Origin of the sequence: Candidatus Gullanella endobia (assembly GCF_900048035.1) — a bacterium.
In the GTDB taxonomy this organism is placed as follows: domain Bacteria; phylum Pseudomonadota; class Gammaproteobacteria; order Enterobacterales; family Enterobacteriaceae; genus Gullanella; species Gullanella endobia.
The window spans coordinates 135987-162231 of the sequence record NZ_LN999832.1 but is presented as its reverse complement, the minus strand read 5'-3'; the positions used below and the strand labels follow the sequence as shown (position 1 = coordinate 162231).

9 protein-coding genes and 1 tRNA gene are annotated in these 26245 nt (G+C 25.1%); 1 reads left to right on the top strand and 9 read right to left on the bottom strand.

Features of this window, described 5'->3' with window-relative positions; genetic code table 11:
* Window positions 1–94 precede the first annotated feature (94 nt).
* Both clpX and clpP read right to left on the bottom strand, forming a co-directional pair.
* Window positions 95–1372, bottom strand: coding sequence for an ATP-dependent protease ATP-binding subunit ClpX (clpX, locus tag FVIR_RS00420; RefSeq protein ID WP_067497512.1), 1278 nt, complete (start codon window positions 1370–1372; stop codon window positions 95–97).
* Window positions 1373–1518: 146 nt separating this feature from the next.
* Window positions 1519–2142, bottom strand: coding sequence for an ATP-dependent Clp endopeptidase proteolytic subunit ClpP (gene clpP / locus FVIR_RS00415; RefSeq protein WP_067497509.1), 624 nt, complete (start codon window positions 2140–2142; stop codon window positions 1519–1521).
* Window positions 2143–9029: 6887 nt separating this feature from the next.
* Here clpP and dxs point away from each other — a divergent pair.
* Window positions 9030–10898 (top strand): 1-deoxy-D-xylulose-5-phosphate synthase, encoded by a 1869-nt coding sequence (dxs, locus tag FVIR_RS00410; protein ID WP_067497506.1) that lies wholly within the window; start codon window positions 9030–9032, stop codon window positions 10896–10898.
* A gap of 937 nt (window positions 10899–11835) precedes the next feature.
* On the opposite strand, the gene pgpA is transcribed toward dxs, so the two are convergent.
* From pgpA to FVIR_RS00375, 7 genes are all read right to left on the bottom strand, one after another.
* Window positions 11836–12327 (bottom strand): phosphatidylglycerophosphatase A, encoded by a 492-nt coding sequence (gene pgpA / locus FVIR_RS00405; protein ID WP_067497503.1) that lies wholly within the window; start codon window positions 12325–12327, stop codon window positions 11836–11838.
* A 604-nt stretch (window positions 12328–12931) separates the two neighbouring features.
* The gene (nusB, locus tag FVIR_RS00400; protein ID WP_067497500.1) at window positions 12932–13357 is read right to left on the bottom strand and encodes a transcription antitermination factor NusB; all 426 of its coding nucleotides are present in this window, start codon (window positions 13355–13357) and stop codon (window positions 12932–12934) included.
* Window positions 13358–13372: 15 nt separating this feature from the next.
* Window positions 13373–13843, bottom strand: coding sequence for a 6,7-dimethyl-8-ribityllumazine synthase (gene ribH / locus FVIR_RS00395; RefSeq protein WP_067497497.1), 471 nt, complete (start codon window positions 13841–13843; stop codon window positions 13373–13375).
* Between the two features lie 1441 nt (window positions 13844–15284).
* Window positions 15285–15617, bottom strand: a complete 333-nt coding sequence (gene yajC, locus FVIR_RS00390) for a preprotein translocase subunit YajC (RefSeq protein WP_067497494.1) — start codon at window positions 15615–15617, stop codon at window positions 15285–15287.
* Between the two features lie 12 nt (window positions 15618–15629).
* Window positions 15630–16769 (bottom strand): tRNA guanosine(34) transglycosylase Tgt, encoded by a 1140-nt coding sequence (gene tgt, locus FVIR_RS00385; protein ID WP_067497490.1) that lies wholly within the window; start codon window positions 16767–16769, stop codon window positions 15630–15632.
* A gap of 203 nt (window positions 16770–16972) precedes the next feature.
* Window positions 16973–18037, bottom strand: coding sequence for a tRNA preQ1(34) S-adenosylmethionine ribosyltransferase-isomerase QueA (gene queA, locus FVIR_RS00380; protein ID WP_067497487.1), 1065 nt, complete (start codon window positions 18035–18037; stop codon window positions 16973–16975).
* A 4967-nt stretch (window positions 18038–23004) separates the two neighbouring features.
* Window positions 23005–23077 (bottom strand) — tRNA-Thr (locus FVIR_RS00375).
* Between the last annotated feature and the right edge of the window lie 3168 nt (window positions 23078–26245).

Genomic DNA, 26245 nt, shown 5'->3' with positions numbered 1-26245 from the left:
TTCAATAGTAATTAATAACGAAAAGAACAAATGAAATTCCACATGTAGACGCTACCATTTGTAGCGTGTGTTAACGCGCTACAAATGGTAGGTGTTACTTGTTGGAGGTTTTCTGCGTTTCACGTTTACAGTAGATAAGTAATGGTTTCGAGCAGCCAGCGATAACCTCTTCGTTAATTACTATTTTTTCTATACTATCTTGAGAGGGTAATTCGTACATATTCTCCAGCAGTACGCCTTCAATAATAGAGCGTAGGCCACGAGCACCAGTTTTACGCGCCATAGCTTTTTTTGCAATAGCAGTAAGAGCTTCATCACGGAATTCTAGTTCTACACCTTCGAGGTCAAACAGTACTTGATACTGTTTTGTCAATGCATTTTTCGGTTCGCGTAAGATTTTAATAAGTGCTTCTTCATTTAATTCATTTAAGGTTGTAACAACAGGTAATCGACCGATAAATTCAGGAATGAGACCAAATTTAATCAGATCTTCCGGTTCAACTTTAGCTAGTAACTCACTCTCTGATGCTTTCTCAGAACTACCTCTAACAGTAGCACCAAAACCAATACCGTGGCTAGTTTCAGTACGCTGTTCAATTACTTTATCCAGACCTGAAAAGGCGCCACCGCAGATAAATAAGATCTTTGAGGTATCTACTTGTATAAATTCTTGTTGAGGGTGTTTGCGTCCTCCTTGAGGTGGAACTGAAGCTATGCTCCCTTCTATTAGTTTAAGTAACGCCTGCTGTACCCCTTCACCGGATACGTCACGAGTAATAGAAGGATTGTCCGACTTACGAGAGATTTTGTCAATTTCGTCGATATATATAATACCGCATTGGGCTTTTTGCACATCAAAATTACTTTTTTGCAAGAGTTTTTGAATAATATTCTCAACATCTTCACCAACATAACCAGCTTCTGTTAAAGTTGTAGCATCGGCCATGGCAAAAGGTACATCCAAGAAACGGGCTAATGTTTCTGCTAATAATGTCTTACCACTTCCGGTAGGACCAATTAGTAAAATATTACTTTTTCCAAGTTCAATTCGATTATTAATACTAAAATTGCGTAAACGCTTATAATGGTTGTAAACTGCTACTGCGAGTACTTTCTTAGCATTTTCCTGACCAATTACATAACTATCTAGGTGACATCGAATTTCATGAGGCGTTGGTAACACACTGTGTTCACGATGTGCAGTATTTTCTTTTATTTCTTCACGGATAATATCATTGCATAAATTGACACATTCATCACAGATATAAATAGATGGCCCAGCGATTAATTTTCGCACCTCATGTTGACTCTTACCGCAGAAAGAGCAATGTAGTAACTTTCTTCCTGAACTATCTTTGCACTTATCTGTCATTAGTACACCTCTTACTTTGTTTTTTCAGCAAGTCGGTCAGAGCAAATAATACAATGGCTTAACTCAAAACAAATCAAAAGAATCGGATTATATTTCTAACAATATACTATGTTAACTATAGTTTATTGGATTCTGCTATTAAAAAATTATTTTCTCTGAATCAATATAGAATCTACTAATCCATAATCTACCGCTTCAGGAGCTGAAAGAAAACGATCACGTTCAGTGTCTCGCTCTATTACTTCAATAGGCTGTCCTGTATGTTTTGTCAGCAATTTATGCATCTGAACCTTAATTTTTAAAATTTCACGAGCATGTATTTCAATATCGGTTGCCTGTCCGTGAAAACCACCTAGTGGTTGATGAATCATCACTCGTGAATTTGGCAAGCAAAAACGCTTGCCATTTGCACCGGCAGCTAGCAGGAAAGCCGCCATGGAGGCAGCCTGCCCCATACAAAATGTGCTAACATCAGGCTTAATAAATTGCATAGTATCATAAATTGACATTCCGGCGGTAATTACTCCACCAGGTGAGTTGATGTACAGATAAATATCTTTTTCTGGATTTTCTGCTTCTAAAAACATCATCTGTGCCACAATCAAATTTGCCATGTAATCTTCAATCTGTCCGGTCATAAAAATAATTCGTTCTTTTAATAAACGCGAAAAAATATCATATGAACGTTCTCCGCGTGAGGTCTGTTCCACTACCATCGGTATTAGAGCCATATGAAATGAAGAATAATTTTGTTCGCGATTGTATGGCATTTTATCTCCTAAAAATAAAACTTTTTAGCGTAAAAATTTCCAATTTTATGTGAAATGAAATATTATTACCAGACTAGAAAAAATCGTCGATTTTTTCTATAATTTTTAAAACCGTTTTTAATTTTTCACTACTTGTTTTTTCTTTAATACTAATCGAAGAAAAGCGATGTTTTTTTAAAACAAAGTTTTACTATTTTAATATCGAATATTACCTAAATTTCTGTAGCATACTTTGTTCTTAAAACTGTTTTCCAGTTAAATATAACACTATCTATTAGTATCAATAGCAAGACAAGTTTATATAAAGTTTGACACCGTAGGATGACACGACTTTGAAGGATAACAACTAAACTTATAAGCCTATATGATTATAAATCACTAAAATATCTATTTTCACTAAAAATGCTTTATTAATTTGTTAAAATTAATTTCCTTTATATCATATGAATATTAATAAGTGAGATCTTAACTGTCTTTGCTTATGCTACTATACTACTATACTAGTATAGTAGTATTTTATTTTTCTATATAAATCAAAAATATATTTAATATATGCATAGGTAGATATAGTCCTTTAATCAAAGCGCTGATGTACGATTTATTTGTTTTATTTATATTTTTGGATGAATGCTTCTATTAAGAAGACTAATATTGACACGGAATAGTGTTTACTATTTAAACATCTTATATGATTATTACAGTAGAGCTGTTTCTTATTTACTACTAAATAGCATTGCATTTGATGTTTCAGGATATATATTTATCATTTGTTATTATCTTAATAATATTGATATTATTCACGTTGAAAAAAATTTTGAATAAATTATTTCATATAGATGAAAATAGCATTTATATTGTATTTTATTTTTATGTACTTAGTATACAACTTTTAAAAGATCATAAAAACCTTTAAATTTTAAATAAAGATAATATAAAAATAAAGCAGTTGATATTTTTTCATTTTTCAGTTTAACAGAAAATTTAGTAGTATTATACAGATTTTCCAGGAAAGTAATACTGAATATGAAGTTTTTTTGTTTTTATGACTGATAAAATTTCTTCAAAAATTAATAAATTATGCCGATTTAGCTCATTATTAGCATAAAATCGGTATATTTATCTTCGTTTTTATTCATGGAAACTATTAAGTTTATAGTAACGTACTTTTTATTTTAGCAGAATAAAATGTTTTTAGTTATTCTGATATTTATCATATTTAACATGATATCGATATAAGTATCTTTTATTTCTTCTTATAGTTTTTGATTGAGATATTATTCAAATTCATAATTGAAATTTTAAATTTTATTTAAAATTCTATTGTATAGTTAAATTTTTATTATTAAAATATTTACCAGGAGAAAAAATTTTAATCTTCTATTAGATAGATTTATAGATGATAATAGTATCAATAAAATTATATTTTATTAGATTGTTCAGAACATTATATTATATAGAGGCACTGTAGTATTTCATAATGAAATTAATAGAAGTTTTCTTTTTTTTTGAAAACCATTAATGCAAACTCAGCTGGAAAAATACTTATTTGTTAATATTACAAGAGCGTTAATTAGCTTTTAGTATTATAAAAAATGTAATCTAACCAAGAGTAAAATAATATAAAACTTATCTAAGTTATCTGTTTATAGAGTATGTGTATAAAGTATGTGATGATATTGCAATGTTAGAACTAAATGTTTTATTATAAAAATCCAGATCATAAATTAGTATATTTAATAAAAAATAGAACCTTAATTTAATATTTAATCTATAGAATTTTTATTCTAGAGTTAGAAATTTCTGTTCTTCACTGCTCCATTACTTTTCTGTTGTAACATATTTTAATAAATAAATATATTATGAAGAACAAAGCAAGAACAACTTGTTTATAAAAATACTGTATATAAATTATATTAATATATTGAAATATGCTGGCGCAATGTTATTATTATTCTATTCTATAAAAGAAATAGAACGTATTAAAACTGTTATTTTTATTGAGATTGAATATGTATATAACGATGTTAGATAAAAATAAAATATTTTATTTTTATCTAAAAATTAATTATAATCTATTTATTAATATAAATAGTATTAAAAAATACTACATTATCTATGAGTAAGTAAGGATATTTTAAGCATCTTTTATATTAATATATTACCTGTAATAGAGATACTTAACGATATTTGCTATTTATAGTACTAATAAAATCTTTATTTAATTTTAATTTAGCCTAGGCTATTCCTGTTAAGTATCGATTTTTATCCATATTGAATTTTTGTGAGTTTATAATTTAATTATCAAAAATAAAAAACTAAATAACAATGCATTGAATGCATTGTTATTTAGTTTTTTATATTAGTTAGTATCTATGTGATTCTTATTTTATTTGAAAATTTTATGATAAGAGTTTAAATTTTTTATTACATTTAATTTAAAAATAAATAAGTAATTTTAATTTAATTTTTATAACAAAATTTATATTTATATTTTTATTAATAGATTTAGAATCTATAACTTTAGTTTCATTAATTTTGTTATTTTTATGATCTTATTTATCATGATGTAGCAATATATAGGATAACATTATTCTGATTACATTACTAGTAATTTTAGCAGTCGTATAAACTGTATTTTATTTAGCATATTTTCAATAAATCTTTAATAAAAGAAGAACACAATCCTTTATTTGTATAAAAATTACTATATTTGTTTTTTATTTTATTTTAATTATTTGATGCTTAAATAATTAAAATAAGCGTAGTTAATTTTTATTGATTATCAAATAATTAAATATTAATTATTTGATAATCAATAGAACTAAGATCATTTTCACTAAATTTAGTTATATTGCTATGAATTGCTTTCTATTTGAAGTAAATAAGTTAATTATACCTTTCTATTATATTCATCAGTGTGTTACTAGTAATTAATTTATTTTTTATTTAAAAAATATAATTAATTTTTCTTTTTATTAAAAAATAAAAAATTAAGATATAACTCTAGAAAAGAGATGGATTTATTTTTAATATCAATAGTATACAGAAAGTATTTAAAATAAATTTTAAAGAAATTAATATTGTATCGTTATAATAATTAGAATAATTTTATATAGTAATAAATATTATTAATAATAATTCATATAGAACTACGATTAACCTAATAGTTACCTCTAAATTATTTTTTCTCATATTCATATATTTTATATAACATTCAATTTTATAAGTAATTAGTTAAATATAAATTATAGTGATGATTTTTTCTGTAATATGTCCTTATATTAAGGATTAAATAATCTGAAAAAATTTCCATATTGACTTGTATAGTAAAATAGTAAATTAGTTTGGCATGATAAAGCAAACCTAGGCATCACTGAGATTTTTATTTATTATTGGAAGGTATACAGTAACAACACTATACTCTATTATAGCTTAATAATAAATTGGATAATGTACAGCGTTAAATAAGTAAAAATTGAAATATAGCAGGAATATTATGATATTCAATTCTACTATTTTCGTAGCGCAGTCATCTATTAGGTGTGATTACTTTTTTATAAGTTTTATCGATGACATAGTTATTTAAACTAAACTTTTAATTTTATATCTATAATTAGTCTAGTAAATTTTTTAATAAATCATAATTTATTTTATTTTTTAATATTAGTATTTTTACTACTGTAAATTTTTTATTTTTATCCAAAAAAATAATAGTTCTACTTCCTTAGTATTACACTTGAATTACTTATATAGATATATATAATATATTAGCTGTATTTATTACTGATAATAAAAAATCTTTTATTATAGATATAATGACCTATTAATGATAGAAAATTGTTTGTTCTTTTCTAGAAGAACATATAGGAAGTTATTTGTAATTCTAATAACTATAAAATAAATTTTTATTTTATTTATATTACTATACAATGTTCTTAGAAATTATAAGAAATGGTTTATTTTTAGTCACTATTTATAATTGCTTATTTATAAGCATTCGCTTTTTTTTTTAAAATTCACTATTTCTATTTCTAATATAGCACATATTAATTATAAACATAATATGTGTATAAAAGTAGCGTAGTAAAAATATTATATTATGTCTTACAAACGGTAAGCATAAACTATATTTAAAAAAATCCGCTGTTATTTAATTAAATAAAGATATGAGCAGAAACACTGCAGACATATCATTTTTATTTTTCTGTCTAATAGATACTATTAGAGTGATATACTATATATACTTCATATAAATCTTTAATAAAGATTAATAAAGGTATACTACAGTTCATTAATACTTAGTATTACTTACAAAGTAAAGATCAATAATAAATAAAACCAGAGTGTTAATAAATATGAGTAAATCATACAGAAAAATATTACAAGACAAGTAATAAGTAAGCAATAAGTAAAATTAATATAAGATTTAATCGTCTTTTTTAAAGTATCTATTAGTAAAAATTAAGGATAATAGTAGACTTTTAATATTTTTAAAACGGTTCTCTTATAAATAAAGAGCTTGTAGATGACTCATTACTTCTGGATCACAGCAAAGAAAGCATAATTTACTCTGATCTAGTTTGCAAAAATAACTATTTAACTTATAAAACAGTAACGCCTATATCACACTATATCGGTCAGTTTTAATGGAAAATTTTCTCACTCATCTTCTAAACGGATATCCAAGATAATATCGTTATTGCTAAATTCTGTATTTACGTTTGCTTTAGAGACAAGTATATTATTTTTCAGTGACTATTGTACAAATAGTTATATACCACTTTCGCTCTTCACTTTTTTTATTATTATTTTATTAGGATTAAAGAATTAAACTAATATACTTCTTTCTTAATATAAACTTAAGTAACATACAGTTAAACTATTGTAAATCTCACATAGTGCTTTAGTATAATTTAGCATGTTCTTTTATATTATTATAACAGATTGATATAGTAATATATTTTATCTTGAGAGAAAATAGAACCTAGCAATCAAGATATTTAATACTTTATCAATTTTATAAAGATTAATTAGTTTTTTAGTTCATTAAACTACTATATTAATGGTAATCGGTTCCTAGATAGTTTAATATTAGACAATAATCGTCATTATTATTAATGTCAAGTGATATTATATCTTCTTCTATATTAATAGAGAAAAACTAATAAAATCTCATATATGCTTTATGATAAAAATAATCAATTTGTTCTTTTGAGAAAGAATAAATTGATTTTATCAGATTAATTTACTATGGCATTATTAATGCTCTTATTTAAGTTATTACCGACGTCATGATAGTATTGTATGTCCTGATAGGTAAAACCTCAAGCATAACACGATACTCGATCTATATACAATAGCTTTTACAGGAAAAAATCATAATCTCATATCATGAGAAGGATATTTTCTGCTACGAGAGCTTAATAATTTTTAATACGGATAAAAACTTTAGTAACTACCAAAAAGCTGATATTATTCGTTATTAGCAATCATCTATTATGATTTTAATAATGTACTATCCCTAAATATTTATTTTAATATTGAATATTATTTTTAATAGAATTTTATAAAAACTACTACATAGATTGATTTTTATCATAATTTCCGAAGTAGTTTAATGATAAACTTCATAATAAATAATCATTACAGCGATAATTATTTATTTAATTGTTAAAGATCAACATACTTATATATTTTATATAACAGTGAGATATTTAACTATAAAAAAATCCAATTTTTCGATTTTTTAAGTTATAAATATATTATTTTATTGTAAGTCATTAAGGTCAATCTGCTTATCAGCACACTCTTGGCTAGTGCTCGTAATTTCACTATTTATTGATAAAATTAAAATATATAAAAAATGACATATCAATTTTCAAAATTATATTTAAATAACTACAACAAAATAGTTACCCAGATTGAATCTGGTGCATTCTTGTTGAAGAAGATATTTAATGTATTTAGTATAAAGTAGAACTAGCACAGTATGGCTCAAAAACACTTTAACAGAAGAAAAAATAATATAGATTATACTAGCTACTACATTACACTCTAGCTTAATATATTATTATAAAACAATAATATATTACAACTAGTTTCAAACATAGTTATTGGAATAGCTAGTAAAAATAGTAACAGTACCAAAAAATTACCTCCGTATCTTCGTTAATCCATAAGCGTTTTTTATTCAGGACTATATATCAAAGTATTTTTCTTTGGAAAAAGAATTGTGTCTATTCTTAGTGTAATAAACTAATTAGTTATTAAGGCAATAATTAAAAATTTTGATATACCGTTTTCTATAATTAAGAAATATCCATTTCTATTCACTAATCTATAATAATCAACTAATAATAAATAATTATGTATTGCAATAAAAGTAACCAACCTGTCATATCAAATTTAAAAATTTATATAAGCATTATATGTCTTAACTGAGAGATGAAAGATCTCTTATAAGCGACTTAAAATAATTTACTAATTTAAATTATAAGAACATTTATCTATGTATCAGTTCGTATTAGTATACTATTATCTATAGATCGCAATACAACGACGTTGTGTTATCTTTATTATTTTACTGTTGCTATCAGCCTTATTTTATAAATACAAGACAGTATTCTTAATATTAATAACGATCTTAAGAATATTAATAAAAATAGGATTCTTATAAAGAATTTTTTAAAATAACTTATTTAACTTTTCTTATAGTGGAAATTACACGGATTAAAACTTAGGATTCATATTATGAATATATTACGAAAGTATATCAAAGTACTTAGTTATAATGTACTACACTAGTAGCTATAACTTGCTATATTATTTTATGTAAAAATATATAAAAAATAAATGATATTATTTTATACTTCAAATATGAGTACGTTATGAGTTTTAATATAAAGAAATATCCAATACTGAGCTTAGTCAAAAATCCTATAAAATTACGTCAATTGCCTAAAGATGACTTAGTGTTACTATGTAATGAATTACGGCAATTTCTAATTGATAGTGTTAGTTATTCAAGCGGACATTTTGCTTCAGGCTTAGGTACAGTAGAAATAACGGTAGCTCTGCATTATGTGTACAACACACCGTTTGATCAATTAATCTGGGATGTCGGCCATCAGGCTTATCCCCATAAAATATTAACCGGGAGACGAGATAGTATTAGTACTATTCGTAAATTTAACGGTTTAAATCCATTTCCTTGGCGTGGTGAAAGTGAATATGATCATCTCTCGGTAGGTCATTCTTCTACTTCTATAAGTGCTGGTCTCGGTATGGCGGTTGCATCTGAATATGAAGGATTGGATCGTCGCACAGTTTGTATTATTGGTGATGGCGCTATCACTGCTGGTATAGCTTTCGAAGCTATAAATCATGCTGGTGATATCAAACCTGATTTACTAGTAATTCTAAATGATAATACAATGTCTATTTCAAAAAATGTTGGCGCATTGAATAACCATTTAGCGAAAATTTTTTCTTTAAAAAAATCCTACTTAACTATTTACGAAGACAGGAAAAAAGAATTATCCGATATTCTGCTATTTAAAAAGCTAGCAAATCGTACTGAAGAGAAAATTAAAAATATAGTAATGCCAAACGCATTGTTTGAAGGATTAGGATTTAATTATATCGGGCCACTGGATGGTCATGATGTCCAACGATTAGTACAGATTTTGAAAAACATGAAGCATAAAAAAGGTCCGAAGCTATTACATCTCATAACAAAAAAAGGTTATGGCTATGCACCTGCTGAAAAAGATCCTATTAGTTGGCATTCAGTACCAAAATTTGATCCCCATATAGGAAAGCTACCAAAAAGCGACGATAGATATCCCACTTATTCTTCTATTTTTGGTGATTGGTTATGCTCCACTGCTGCAGAGGATACTAAATTAATGGCGATTACTCCTGCCATGCGAGAAAGCTCTGGTATGGTAACGTTTTCACATCAATATCCGCGCCAATATTTTGATGTAGCTATCGCTGAACAGCATGCTATTACCTTTGCTGCCGGACTAGCTATTGGTGGTTATAATCCCATTGTAGCTATTTATTCTACATTTTTACAACGCGCTTATGACCAGGTTATCCATGACATTGCTATGCAAAACTTACCAGTATTATTTGCAATTGATCGCGGCGGTATTGTTGGTGCAGATGGACAGAGTCACCAAGGTGCGTTTGATCTTTCCTACTTACGTTGTATTCCTAATATGGTTATCATGACACCTAGCGATGAAAATGAATGCCGTTTAATGTTAAATACAGGTTATCACTATCAGTCTGGGCCAAGTGCAGTACGCTACCCACGTGGTAGCGGTACCGGCGCTATACTCAGTAATTTATATAAATTACCTTTAGGTAAAGGAGTAGTACGTCGTCAAGGTGTCGACGTAGCAATTCTTAATTTTGGTACATTACTACCACAAGCTGAACATGTAGCGAAAGTACTCAATGCAACTTTAGTAGATATGCGTTTCGTTAAGCCACTCGATAGTGTACTAATACATGATCTATCTAATACTCATCAAGCGTTAGTGACAGTTGAAGAAAATGCCATTTTAGGCGGTGCAGGCAGCGGCGTAAACGAGTATGTAATGCGTCAGAGATTACAGATACCAGTATTAAATATAGGACTACCAGATTATTTTATTCCGCAAGGTAGCCAAGAAGAAGTTCGCGCACATCTTGGTCTTGATAGCATAGGAATACAGAAAAAAATAAAGGATTGGCTAGATCAATAACATAAAGCGAAAGTAAAGTATCTTTTATTTTAAGTCAGTACGATTAATATCGTACTTAACTATCTATAATAAACTACATTAATCTTTTTTTGATACTACTGAGATTTATTACGATAACAGCAGAAAAATCAAAAAAAAGAAGTTATTAGTTAAATTATGAAAAAACTATTTATTGAAACGAAGTTATCATAATATAGTTTAGCATAGATTGCACAGATTTTTTAAAACCAACGAGCGAGAAATTAAACGTTATATTCTTATGAAAGAAAATCTTATAGTTTTTCGTAATACAGTAAAAGTCTAATTAGCCATTTGTTAAAATTTATTCTAAGATGTATGATTATAAATCTGTTTGTTCTTTAATATAATATCTATCTACATGATCATAGATTGTATATGCGTATACGGGATTAATTAAATTTAATTTAGAACGAATAAGAACATAAAACATATTAGCTATATCTGACCTAAAATTATTGTCTTATCTTTAAATCCTCCTATAGTATAACTAATTAATACAGATCTAGAAAAAATTACTTCACGGATCATATCAAGTAAATTTATCAAAAATACTAAATAATCGAAATGAAGATAAACACTCTATATATTTCTGAATAGAAAAGTATAATAACTATAATCCATCATATTTTATATATATAAATTATATTGAAATAAGTGTTTTAACAGCTTTTTATAATAGTATATATTTTTGATATCTTATATTAATTATAATTGATAGAGCGATTTAATCATATTTCAAAAACAAAATTATTGAACTAGAAGCAATCTAATACACTACATGATAAGGTTCTTATCATCATAAGAAGTATGTTTTTATTATGAGATAAATATCAACTTATTTCTTATATGAAGGTAATAAATAATAATATTAGTATATAGTTAAATTCACTGTGATTATTTTATATTAAAATACTGATTAGTAACATCTAATCCAGTACAGAACACTTGAAGCAATACTCCCCGCTATTATATCATCTATAATGATTCCAATACCGCCATATACTTTATGGTCGAACCAGCGAATCGGCCAGGGTTTCCAAGTATCAAATAATCGAAATAGAAAGAAGCCAATTAACACCAAGCACCAATTATTTTCTGGTAATACCATCAGAGTAATCCACATTCCAATAAACTCGTCCCAAACAATACAACCGTGATCGTGGATACCTATATCCAATTCTGTCTTATGACAAAAATAAATACCGATAAAAAAACTGAAAATAATTGTTAGAAAATAAAACTGACATGGCAGCGCTAGTAATAAGAACCAAATAGGAATTGCTACTAATGAACCTATAGTACCAGGCATGTAGGGAAACATCCCGATACCAAAACCTGTAGCTAAAAAATGCCAAGGATTAGAGAGTTTAATTAACCGTTTAGCGTCTGCTAATATATCTATCGTCATGCAATATTATCCTCTTAAATAAGTATATTTTGCCAGAGAATAACATCACCTGCTATATAAATCTGAAAATTTATAATCAAACCAACTATATTAGTTTTTAATATTCCAATAATATTGATTATATTTATCGATATAAATACTCTATCAAGTTATAACAAAGCTAGTTAACGATATTTAAAATAACCAATATTAGTTTAACAATAGATTTTAGATAGTATTATTATTCTTAATAAACTATATATTGTGATAATTTAACTAATTAAAATAAACTATAACTAAAACTAGTATCTAGTTCTTAAAAAGAAAAATGTTTTCACAAAAATCAGATTTTATGCTATTACCTTTAGATAGAATCTAAAGCACTTAATTTTATGCTAGTACTTTATGCTTTAAAGTGCATGTTTACCATTAGTGTAACTATGCTCTATACTGACAGTAATCCATTTTCATTAGCTACTAGCAATAGCGTAAAATTATCTCTAATTCTGCTATTACTTTAAACGAATATTAAATATCCGATGGATATGCCTTATTAAAGATTAAAGGCTACATTAATACATAATATGTATGTTATAATTTAAATAATTACTTCAATTGTATTCTACTATTTTCTATTGAAGCGAATCTGAGAAGCTACCTTATCCAGTACAGCATTAATGAATTTATAGCTCTCTTCTGCACCAAAGGTTTTAGCTAGTTTGATAGCTTCATTAATAGTAACCTTATAAGGTATATCTTGGCGTTTGCTTAGTTCAAACAACGCAATGCGTAATACAGCGCGTTCAACACTGCCAAGTTCTTCTAATTGACGTGATAGAAGGTAAGGCAACATCAATTTATCTAGTTCATGAACATTCTTTATTACACTAGTATACAGCTCGTGGAAATAAGCGATATCTACATCTGATATATCTTCTTGTTCCGCTAGAAACTGAGCTTCGATATCAGCAACATCATTATGTGACAATTGCCACGAGTAAAGCGCTTGAGTAGCGTATTCACGAGCTCGATGACGAGAAGCTGATTTCACAATATTCCTTTTTAGTTATTCTTTAATTGCTTTCAGAATGTTAATCATTTCTAGTGCGGTCAGCGCAGCTTCTGCGCCTTTATTTCCAACTTTTATACCAGCACGCTCGATAGCTTGTTCAATATTTTCAGTGGTTAGTACTCCAAATGCTACCGGAAGAGAAGCACGAGTTGCAACAGTTGACAAACCAGAACTACACTGATCAGCAACGAATTCAAAATGTGAAGTATCACCACGGATAATTGTTCCTAACGCTATTATAGCATCATACTTTTTGCTATCGGCTAATACTTTTGCTGCTAATGGTAATTCATAAGCCCCAGGAACCCAAACTACAGTAATATCTTTATCTTTGACCTGACCTATGCGTTTCAGGATATCAATTGCGCCATCAAGTAAGCTGTTATTAACAAAATGGTTAAAGCGCGAAATTGCAATTGCAATGCGCGCATCAGAGGTTAAAACAATACCTTCAATAACATTCATAGTTATCCTTAAAAATAGCAGAAGATAAATTTTTTAATAAAAATAAATTATAACATAATAATTTATTGCTATGTAAGTTAATTCAATAAGATCATTATCTTTTTAGATATAAACAAAGATTTAATGATCACCATAAGATTGTTAATCAAAAATTACTTAACGTTAATGCATTTCGATCTTTTCAATAGAAAAAATAAACAGTATCTATTCTAAAAAGTTTCTATATTTAATATAGAATTAATTTAACTCAGAAATTATCTGGTTGTAAAATAGCACAGAGGAAAGCTTCACAATTTAATCAATAACTTATCAATTTAATAATAACTCAATCGTGTCATTATCTATATAAAATTAAGATGCAAATAAGTTTTTGCCTTTGTTAGCCAGTAGTAGAAATGACCTTAGTTATAAAGGTAACATTAAATTATTTAGAGCAAAGCATATCAAATAGAACAGAGCTATTTCATACTTTTAATGAAAAGTCATTAAATTATATAGTTGGCGTTATTGATAATAGATTACACTAACTACTAAAAACTCTTCTGAAGTTAAAGAGATTAGATATACCTCTAATAACAATTGATAGTACCTAATTTTTAAAACAAAAACGATTAATTATTATTGTGATATTAATGAAAAGAATACCGTTATTTTCGGTAATATAGTACTAAATACTTTAATAAATTTTTGTTAATAAAAACTTATTAAGTTTAATAATACCACATAAAAGTAAAATTATAAAGAAATACTGAAAGTTTAATTATAAATCATGTAACAAATCTGTATACAGATAAAAATACATATATACAACATATTTATTGTAAATAATGATTGAATTAATGTTGGAGTTAAGTGTTATTTTAAAATCACTTAGCCACATCAGATTAAAAAGTTTTATAATAAACTTTAGTATAATTTATAAGATATTTCTAAATAATTTCGTCTGATCATATAGTTGTATAATTTTTCTAAAATTTCGAATATCATAAAAACCATGACAAATAGATCATCTTATTTAAGATTTCTTGATCACCAGTAGTGTTTAGCTAAGATTTAATAATTTTTAAGGATCCGCGTATATCACTGTTTTAAATTACAAAAAGATCATTAGTTCCACTACTTCAAAAAATTATATAATACTAATTATAAATAACATATTCCGGAAAAACCAAGCTCTTTTAAAAATAAAGAATTGATTATTTTAATATCGTTTATTAAGCATATATTTTGTTATAACATATTATAGATTCGGATCAATATTAATTTGCTAATCTCGCTACACTGTGTATCAGTGATCTATATGGCTAAGTTTTCAGAAAAGATATCTAGTAACGAATAAAACAAATTAAAGACTACTAGTAATTAGTAGTAATATAATATACCTCCATAAAAATTAATTATTTAACATGATAGATTCTTTTCAAAAAAAAAGAATTAACTATTACAGTTTTTTCATTGTACCTTTTGGTAAGATAGTGGTTATAAAGTCACGCTTAATGACTACTACATTAGTATCATTTAATGCGATGGAAATATAACCGGTGTCCATGACTTTGACTACGCGACCAATTAATCCACCTGTCGTCATAACTTCATCTTCTTTAGAAATGGAGCTTATCAGCTCTTTATGTGCTTTATCGCGTTTTTTCTGTGGACGCAGGATCATAAAATAAAAGATCAAACTAAAAAAAAACAGCATTACTACTAAAGAATAAGAAGTAGATTGTAATGGAGTATTGCTATTAGCAATAGCGTCAAAAACGAAAAAATTCATTTAAATTCCTCATTATTGTATGATTTTATACCTAAAGGTAGAAAATGGTTTACCTGTTGTTTGGCGATAAAATTCACTTATATAGTGATCTAATCTATTATCATAGATAGCTTGGCGTAAATTTGCCATTAAACGCTGATAATAACGCAAATTATGAATAGTATTCAGACGTGAGCCTAATATTTCGTTGCAACGATCAAGATGATGCAAGTATGCACGGCTATAAGTACGACAGGTATAACAATCACATTTGTCATCTAATGGGTTGATATCGTCTTTATATTGAGCATTGCGAATCTTTATAACGCCATTGGTAACAAACAGATGACCATTTCGCGCATTACGAGTCGGTATAGCACAATCAAACATATCGATACCGTAGCTTACACTTTCTATTAAATCTTCGGGTTTACCAATCCCCATCAAATAGCGTGGTTTATTAGCTGGCATTTTCTGACAGAGATGTAATAGGATTCGGTATATATCAGATTTTGGCTCTCCTACTGCTAATCCACCAATAGCATAACCATCAAATCCAATCTCTACAACTCTTTTTAGAGATATATCTCGTAAATCTTCATAAATACTACCCTGAATAATTCCAAATAGCGAATTGGGATTACCTAGCTCGTCAAATCGATGACGACTACGCACTGCCCAGCGAAGCGACATTTCCATTGATTGTTTTGCATAATACCAGTCAGATGGATAAGGGGTACATTCATCAAAAATCATCACAATATCAGAGCCTAGATCGTATTGGATTTCCATAGATTTTTCTGGGCTTAAAAAAATTGTATCACCATTAATTGGACTACGAAAATAAACACCTTTTTCAGTAACTTTTCGAATATTGCTTAGACTAAATATCTGGAAACCACCTGAATCAGTCAGTATTGGACCATGCCATTGCATAAAATCATGTAAATCGCCATGTAGTTTTATTACAGCCTTTCCAGGTCGAAGCCATAGATGAAATGTATTACTTAGAATAATTTCTGCTCCATTATCTTTTGCTTCTTCAGGTGTTATTCCCTTAACACTGCCGTATGTGCCAAGCGGCATAAAAGCTGGTGTTTCCACCACACCACGATTAAAAATTAGCCTACCACGACGAGCTTGTCCATCAGTTTTCAATAATTGAAATTCCATATATCCTTCAATAATTAAAGAAACGATCAGATACTTAATAAAAGCGTATTTTTTATCAGCTATGCAAGTTAGTATAAAAAGCTAATTATAGCAGTATATTTATTATAAGCGTTTTCAATAAATGCTCTTTATTATTAATAATGTATAAATAATTAGGTTCAATAGAGATATAAATGTGAAGTTCAGATTTAGAAGATAAAAACTCATATTTTCTCTTTTGAAGCAGCGGGATTACGAGTAATAAACATTGCATCTCCGTAACTGAAAAAACGATATGCTTTATCTACTGCTTCCCGATAAGCTGCTAAAGTATGTCGATAGCCAGCGAATGCAGATACCAGCATAATTAGTGTAGATTTTGGGAGATGAAAATTAGTTATCAGAATATCAATAATTCGAAATTGATAGCCAGGATAAATAAAAATACGCGTATTTCCGGAAAATGGCGCTATTACTTTATTATTTTCTGTAACGGCAGCGCTCTCAAGCGAACGGACGGAAGTTGTACCAACAGCAACAACCCGATTACCACGCGCTTTGCATGCTAGTATTGCATCAACTACTTCTTGCGTTACTTCAGTATATTCAGAATGCATTTGATGTTGTTCGATCTCGTTTACCCGAACTGGTTGAAAGGTACCAGCTCCTATATGAAGAGTAATAAATGCTATTTTAATACCTTTATCATGTAGTGCTGCTAACAATGGTTTATCGAAGTGTAAACCAGCAGTAGGCGCTGCCACTGCACCATATCGATTACCATAGACCGTCTGGTATAGATTACGATCTATAGCATTATCAAGCCTATTAATATATTTTGGCAAGGGGATATGACCAACATCATTGAGTAGTGTTATGACATCGCGAGTATCGTTAAAAAACAACTCAAAAAGTGAATCGTGATAAGCTACTACCGTAGTAATAATATTGTTATTATCACCTAAAAGAATTGTAGTATCAAGCTTCGGTGCTTTAGAAGCGCGAACGTGCGCAAGTACCCGTTTATCATCTAATATTTTTTCTATAAGGACTTCAATTTTACCCCCGCTAATTTTTTTACCGAATAATCGTGCTGGAATTACCAGAGTGTTATTGAACACTACCAAATCTCCTGGTTCCAGTTTTTCTAGCAAATCAGTAAAAATTTTATGTGATATGGCTCCCGTTGGACCATCTAGCGATAACAAGCGACAGGCGCTACGTTTTTCTTGAGGATAGCAAGCAATTAAGGTATCGGGTAATTCAAATGAAAAATTAGTAACGTGCATGAAAAGTTTTTAGCCTAAAAAGTAATATACTATAGAACTATATCTTTTACTATGAAAAGATCAAATGATAGCAAACTTTATTACTTCTCTTAAAAAGAATGATTTTTGCTTATCTGTATTGTATTAATTAATTATATTAAATATCCATTTAATGGAATAATAATTAAAAATTATTGATATTAATCACGAAGCATATTTTATTAAAAAATAATTTTTAGATAAAAATCTAAATCTATAATATGTTCTTATATAATTAAGAAATTAACTTTTTTATTTAAACAAATGTAATTACAAATATATTTTTAATTATAAGTTATACTATAATTAATTTTTATTATATTAATATTCCTTAATATAAGATATAAATATTATTAAATTATCTTATTATATATCTATATAGACGCTGATCTCAAAAAATATCATTAGATTTTTAGTTTCATTTCCATTCCTTAGTTGATGGAGTGAAGTAGATAATAAAGCTATAGGTATCTTATATACTATAGTGAAGAAAGATTTTTATAAGAAGATACCAAAATAGTTTACTATTGCTCTTTTTTATTTTTCTACTTTACTCTATTTTAAAATAAAAGATCGTACCTGATATAATATGTAATATTACATTTTTTAGGTAGGGAGAAATGATTATTACCTATTGCTTTAATAACTAAATATTTTGTTTTAATAGCATAATATTTAGTTATTATTAGTTTTTAAGAAATAATATGGATGATAATAAATTAAAATAGGTCATACTATAATAAAATAACTTTATTGAAATGATAAATGATCTAAAATTATCTTAGATGATCATATTAAAAATATTTTTTAATTGAATCTGATTTGAAATCAGATTATTTATAGGTTATAGATTTATTTTCAATAAATAAAATTTTATTTTTTTGAATATTTTGTAACGGGTTTAAATAGTAATTATATAAATGTTACATTAATGATTATTAAAATAATATCGTCTTTTATCTTAGTTTATTTTAGTTAAAAATTAAAAGAAAAAAAAGATAACTAATATTTTGAATAATGATTATGATATTTATAATACTATAATCATTATTTGACAAATTTTCTGTCATATATCACCATAATTCATAGTATAATAGCGCAGTTAACTCTTGAATAAGCATTAAGAAATACTTAATTTACCCTAAATCTACCTACCTAAATCTATCTATTATCTTCTACCTGTTATATTTTATAGAAAGATTAAGATTCTATATAGGATTCGTTCTTATATCGTTGTCTACAGTATAAGATAAATATTATAAATTAATGAAATGTATACTCTCAGATGAATAACTAAATAGTGTTTCCAACGAATCTGATTAAGTTATAGTGCAATTATAATAAAGAATATAATAATGTTCTTTATTTAGAAAATATAAATATAAAACACATTAAATAGTGATTATACAACACGATCTTCTCTAATCCCTTGATGATTTTACGATCATTAATTTAATAAAAATTAAATTAGATTTTTCTATTTTTTAACTTTCTAGAGAAACATTTTCCATTAGCGATTATATTAAAAACGATTACACATGTTGATCATAAATTGTTAGTAATAATATCCTATGCTACTGTTAATCGATGTCATATGTTGATTGATTTTATAAATAATCCGAATTAAGTAAATTTTACCAGTACTCATAACAATCTAATTCTGAGTATTAGGCCGCTTATAGTGATAAAACATAACTAATTTATATAATTAAAGATAGTATAGAAATAGATATGGTATCAGTTGTAAATTATGTATTTTTTAAAAAATTAATTAATGAAAAACTGACTGAAATAAACTATCAATATGATGTATATTACACTAGGAAAAATATATTCACTTATCTGAAAAAATAAACAGTTTAATGTTTGTATAGACAAATAAAGGTATAGAATAAATGTTTTTTCTTGATCGTTATTGAGCTTATTTATTGCAATAGCTAAGTTAGTGAGATCAAGACAGAGCTAAATATCTAAGCTTTATTGCGTTATTTAATATAAATAACAAATTTATAAACTCAATGAAAATATTTTTGTAAATAAAGAACAATAGGTATATATTTTAGTAGTCGATACAAGGTATTACATATTTAAATAAGATTTATTCACTTTATCTTTCATTATCTTTCATTTATCTTGTTAATAATGCTATTTTGATACTATATCGTGTACTAAAGAGTAAAGAACTTTTCGTAAAAAATAAAGTAGTTTATAATGTAATAGTAGCATGTGTATGCATTATATTATATTTTATAATAGCTAAAATTATTATTAGGCTTGAAATTACTTCAATAATCTTATCGAATTAAAATAATGGATAAAATATATAAATTTATATAATAATTAATATTTGATCACTTTTGATTATTTTTTTAAACTATTTTATCAAGTATTAAAGTATATTAAAACTATCTAAAGTAATGTACTAACCGTACTAAGTATATTTAATAAAAACTCAATTGTCTTAATTAATAGAAAAATTATTGATAATTAATGACAGTAATAAAATAATATTAAGTAATAATATGATATATTATAATATAATATTCTATCTTTTGTTATTATTAAATAATAAAAATAAGATTAATTAATAAAAATTATTATTTTTTAGATAAAAGTTATTTTATCGCAATAGGTAATATCCGTATAAATATATATTATCTTTTCTCATCTAATTTAGAATGTTATTCTCGTTTTTTTTTAAAAAACTACTTTTTGCTTCTCAGATTTAGGAATATCTATTATGTTGTTTTATATTAAATAACATAATAGGTATTAAATAATATAATAATTAATTTTTAAGCGTATAATCGATCTATTAATTAAGAAAATTAAAAAAATTACTTTTATCTAACTGTAGTAATTATTATATAATAATGTAATTGAATTTTGTTAGATTATCATTTTAAGAATAATAAATAAAGCAATAATATATACGATATAAGATATGTCATATTTTAATATAGCATAAAGTAATAAAGGGTTTAGCATTTTATGCTTTATTAAATAAGCTATTAATAGCATTATCTAACGATAAATATTTTATTACTATTTTAATAATAGTAATAAAATTGCTTTTATACCTCGTAAGAAAATATATGAAAACGTTTTCATAAAAAGTTACAACTAGTAATATTTAACTATAAATTTTATTTTATTTTAATTTATAGTTAAATATTACTAAATTTAAGTATATCTTATTTTATTTTTAGCACATTTATAGAAATGTTGCTTATGTAACTTTAAAAACGCATATTTTATAATATGCTTAATTTAATATCTAAACATAAAACAAAATATGGGACTTTATTATAAGTATTTAAAGTATCCATTTAGAAACAATTTTTAATAAATTATCTTGTTTATAACATTCATTATAAATCTTCTATGTTTTAATGACATACACAAGATTACTCGTCATTAAGTTTCAGTTACTAATTTATAGCAGTTACGTATGGCTATATGATAAATATTACATAGAAAAATCCATATTAATGTAAACCTCATAGGAGTAATTAATATTTATTATATTGAATAATATGTTTACTAATATTTTATTTTATTTTTTCTTTAAAAATACAGTTAAGATTACTGATAATTTAGATATACTAATTAATAAAATATATGATCTTATTATGATAAAAATAAAGTATTTTAGTTAGTTTAAGATTAAGCATATATTAGTTAATTGCTAGTGATATCTTCTGTTCTTTTATATTATTCTATTATATTTAGAAAAATTTTTAATTATATGAAATATAATATAAATTCTTTACTAATTTTACTAATCTTTAAATTCTATTTGTTCTGTTATTATTAGTTAATATAATATATTCTATTAGAATATGCTTTTTATTTCGCTAAAAAAATAAAATTCCAGCTTATTTAATATATATTTATATTTTACTAAACAATATTCTAAGAATTTATTTATTAATATATCTTTCATTTTTTATTTATATTTAGGATATATTCTAAGAACTATATGTAATATTATTGATTTTGTAGAACTAATTATTATTAATTTATACTAAATAATAGATATTTTTTATCAAGCAGTTCAAGAACAATAAAATTGCTTTATGACTGATTTGTTTTTATTTAAAATTATAAAAATGATTAAATAAGGGAATATCATAGTCTACAATATAGTAATATATTTATATTTTTAGCATTAAAAAATAATATTATTAACTAAATATTATTAGTAATATTTAGTTTGTTATTATTTATTTTCAACAGTAGATTGAAGTTTCTATTTTTATTTTAGAAGATCAAATATATTATTTATATCTTTATAAGATATTTAAATAGATTAAAATAAATATTAATTTTTCAATAAGTAGAATTGATCAATTATTATTTTATTGCTAATATGAATTAATTTTTATTGTTACTAGTATAATTCATGAATTTCTCATTAATTTCTTGTTGAGTCATTATTGTTTATTGCCAGTACATTTACTGATAGTAGAAAAAATCTGCTATTGTATTCAGTATATTACTATATATGTATAGATATTTTTCGCTTAAAGCAAATTATTAAAAAGCAAAAACTGATATAAATTCTTTTAGTCAATGTAAAATATCAAATAACGGCAGTGTTAAGGAGAATATCAAATTTATGTTTTAGATAAAAAACTCAAAGATACGAACAAAAAATAAAAATTAATTCAGATTCTTAAATAAGTCTGTATTCGTATGTATTATTAATTAATAAAAAATTTTTCTATCGATGATAGAAAATTGTATATTATATGTATTGCTATTTAGCATCGTTTTATTTGAAAGCTATTAGGATTAGGGAGTCTACCATTAACTATAGCACTAGTTAATAATGTTAAAAGTACATATTCGAACGGTTTTATAGTTTATAATAGTAATGCTGATTAGATGAGAAAAAATAAAATATCGCAAAATATTTTATTTTCAATATTGCATTGCTTTAATGTTGCCGATAATAGGAATCGAACCCATGACCTTCGCATTACGAATGCGCTGCTCTACCAGCTGAGCTATACCGGCACAGATAATCAAAACTCAAATATTAACAGTACACATATTATGTATAATCTATAAAAAGTCAATAGGTATACGTGAAGGCATATCATAAAAGATAATATATTTATTTTTAAGTGATATTAATTCAATTTTAATTTTATTAATATTTTTCGCTTTTTACTGAGCTATTTGTTCTTTCTTTTGTTTTTTTTTCGTATTAAGCGTTTTTCTATATGTAGATTGAATTAGATAGTCATCAAGTAGTCTCGATGAGATTAGTTAAGATATATAAAAGTTAATAATAATTCTAACCAGAATACTAGACTGTTCGTAGAGCAGTTTTTATAGTTTAGTGTCGTTTATTAAAATTAGAATATTAACTAGAATATTGACATAGTAATTAAATAGAAAATTGAATTAATCAACACATGATAAAATATCATAAAAATATTTGAGGTATACATGTATGCTGATTAGCAGGTCACTATTTTCAATATCTTTCTATATTATTTTTTCTATAGCACCATTAGATTGATAGTAGATTATTTTTCTGCTATGCAGAATGACTATATCACTAATTTTAGTTACAGAACGAAAGAACAGATGGTAATATTATGAATATCTAATAGAGAATTCTTACTATGCTAATTAGAATTAAGAGATATTCTAGAGAAAGTCTGTTATCTAACTAATAAAAGTTTTTTATTCGAAACAGAATACTTAGAATTTTCCTTTAAAACTTTAAAATAAGCAAATAAAAAATAAAAAATCAATTAAAAAGTAATGCAATAATACATTTCTGTTATATCTTTAAAATTAGCATCGGGAATATTTTACTTATTGTTAACTTTTAGAAAATTTTAATAATTTTTATCTTTTTGTATACTAATTAATATAGAAATTAATAAGAAAATAATTTTTCTTTTGTTATTATTCATTTAAGAAAATCAATTTTTAATATAAATTAAACTATAACAGTAGCTAAGAACAGACTCAAATTTATAAATTATAACATCATTGATGTTCTCATAGTTTTAACTGAACTTATGTTTAAATATTACTATTGCAGTAGTTAATTAACTAATACTAATTATATAATAATCCTCAAATTAAAATTTAATTTTTAATTCAAGATACCTTAGATTGATAGAAAATTACTTTATTAGCTATTTTAATAATATTAGTTAGCAGTAAAAAGATAATCGATATATGCCAGTCTGAAGAGACTGATTGCTATTCATGATAATATCTACTATTATAGTTACAGTATTTACCTTTAATAGTTTTAATTAAATTAGAGTTTTATCTTTAAAATAAGATTAATTTTTATTCTGATAAAATAGTGTAAAATAAATAAAAATAAAAACTTAAAACTAAGCTATATCATTAGATAATTATTTTATAGATGTATTATCTATCTCTATTTTTAGAGTATATAAGTTATTCATTATTTTATTTTATATGCATAAAATAAGTAAGTATTTATAAAAAATTAATTATTCTATTTTCGAAATAGAATAATTAATTAATTCTCTTTTGATTTATTTACTTTTTATTAAATTTATATAATAATTTATATTATTAAAACTTTTTAAAATTTTATAAAGGGATATTTATTTATTAATGTCGTATTATAAGCTTATTTTTATTAGCAGTTTAAATTATTTTTAGTTAGAAGTTAATCTTCGTTAATAAAATAGAACTTTAGAACTTTCTATATAGTAGTGATAAATTAATGGATAATAATTATTTATTATTTCTTAATATATTTTAATAGAAGAACTACTTAGATTAGTATTAATAATACTATTAAAAGGTTAGTTTTAAATTCTATTAATTAGAATATCTCTAGTACATCAAATATATATTTTTAGCCGTCATATTTTCTGTTCTTTTTATTAATCAGATCTTATGTATGACCGGATAGAAGTGAAAAAATAAATCTGCGTTGCTATAGTTCTAGATAGATTATCCTTATTAATATAATTAAAATAAAAGCTATGTCAAGTTATCTATTAACTAATAATAAAAATCTAGACTATTTAATACTTACTAATATAAAAATATAAAAGCTAGTATCTTGACTGAGTTTTAATTTATTAAAAATATAATCAAAATACATTTACAGATTAATCTAGACGGTGTAAGCGTAAAAATTAATGTATATCGCTTTTAAAAATAGATTATTTCCAATTGCTACTCATAGAAAATAAACTTTTTATTATTAATGATAGAAATGAAAGAATAAGCACATTTTATTAATCGGAAAATATCATTATTTAATTTTACGTAGTAGGTGTTCATCTATTGCTTTATAGGTCAAAAAAATAATGTTTAGTATTAAATGATACTAACATACAGATAATTAGTGATGTTATAAAAATAAAATATTTTTAGTCAATTGAGTGATATAGCTGTACTATTAATATCTCCTATTTATTCTTCTAAAAAATGTTCTTTAATAAAATTATTTATAGTATCAATTATTGATATACACTAGTTTACGATCACATATAATAATTAATTATCATATGTGATCGTATAATTTTCAGAGATATAAATAAGTTCGATTTTTTAAAGATTCGATATAACAATAAATTTAATATTAGATTATTAACAACTCAATTTTTTATTAATTATGACAAACTCGTGATTAATAGTCATAAGATTTATTTATATTTTATGTATAAAATGAAGCATAAGTACTATAATAATGCTTATAAAGTTATATTATTTAGATATAATGAAAATTTATGATTAGATTTATATGTTTGATAATTACTCAAACTAGTGATACTAGGTTATCGAAAATTTTTATCTAATAGAATATAGGCATATATAAATATGTATAATATTATAAAATATCTATGCACAGTTTCATTTTTACTAAGAGATCTAATTAAATCTTGGTGAGATAAAAAATAAGCAAAATATATAAAATTATGTTAATATTGTTAATGTAACAATAATATTAACAATATTAATTAACCACAGATTCAGTCTAATTATTAGAAATATTCATAGACTATAAAAAAAGAAATATCTATGGATAGTGGTTTCAATTTTTTGTGTAATTAAATATAAGGAAATCTCTTTACTAACATTAATTTTTAAAAGGAAATCGAATTTTATCTATATCTCATTAAGACTAATAAGTTACTTGTTCGATTTTATCAAATATTTTATAACAAA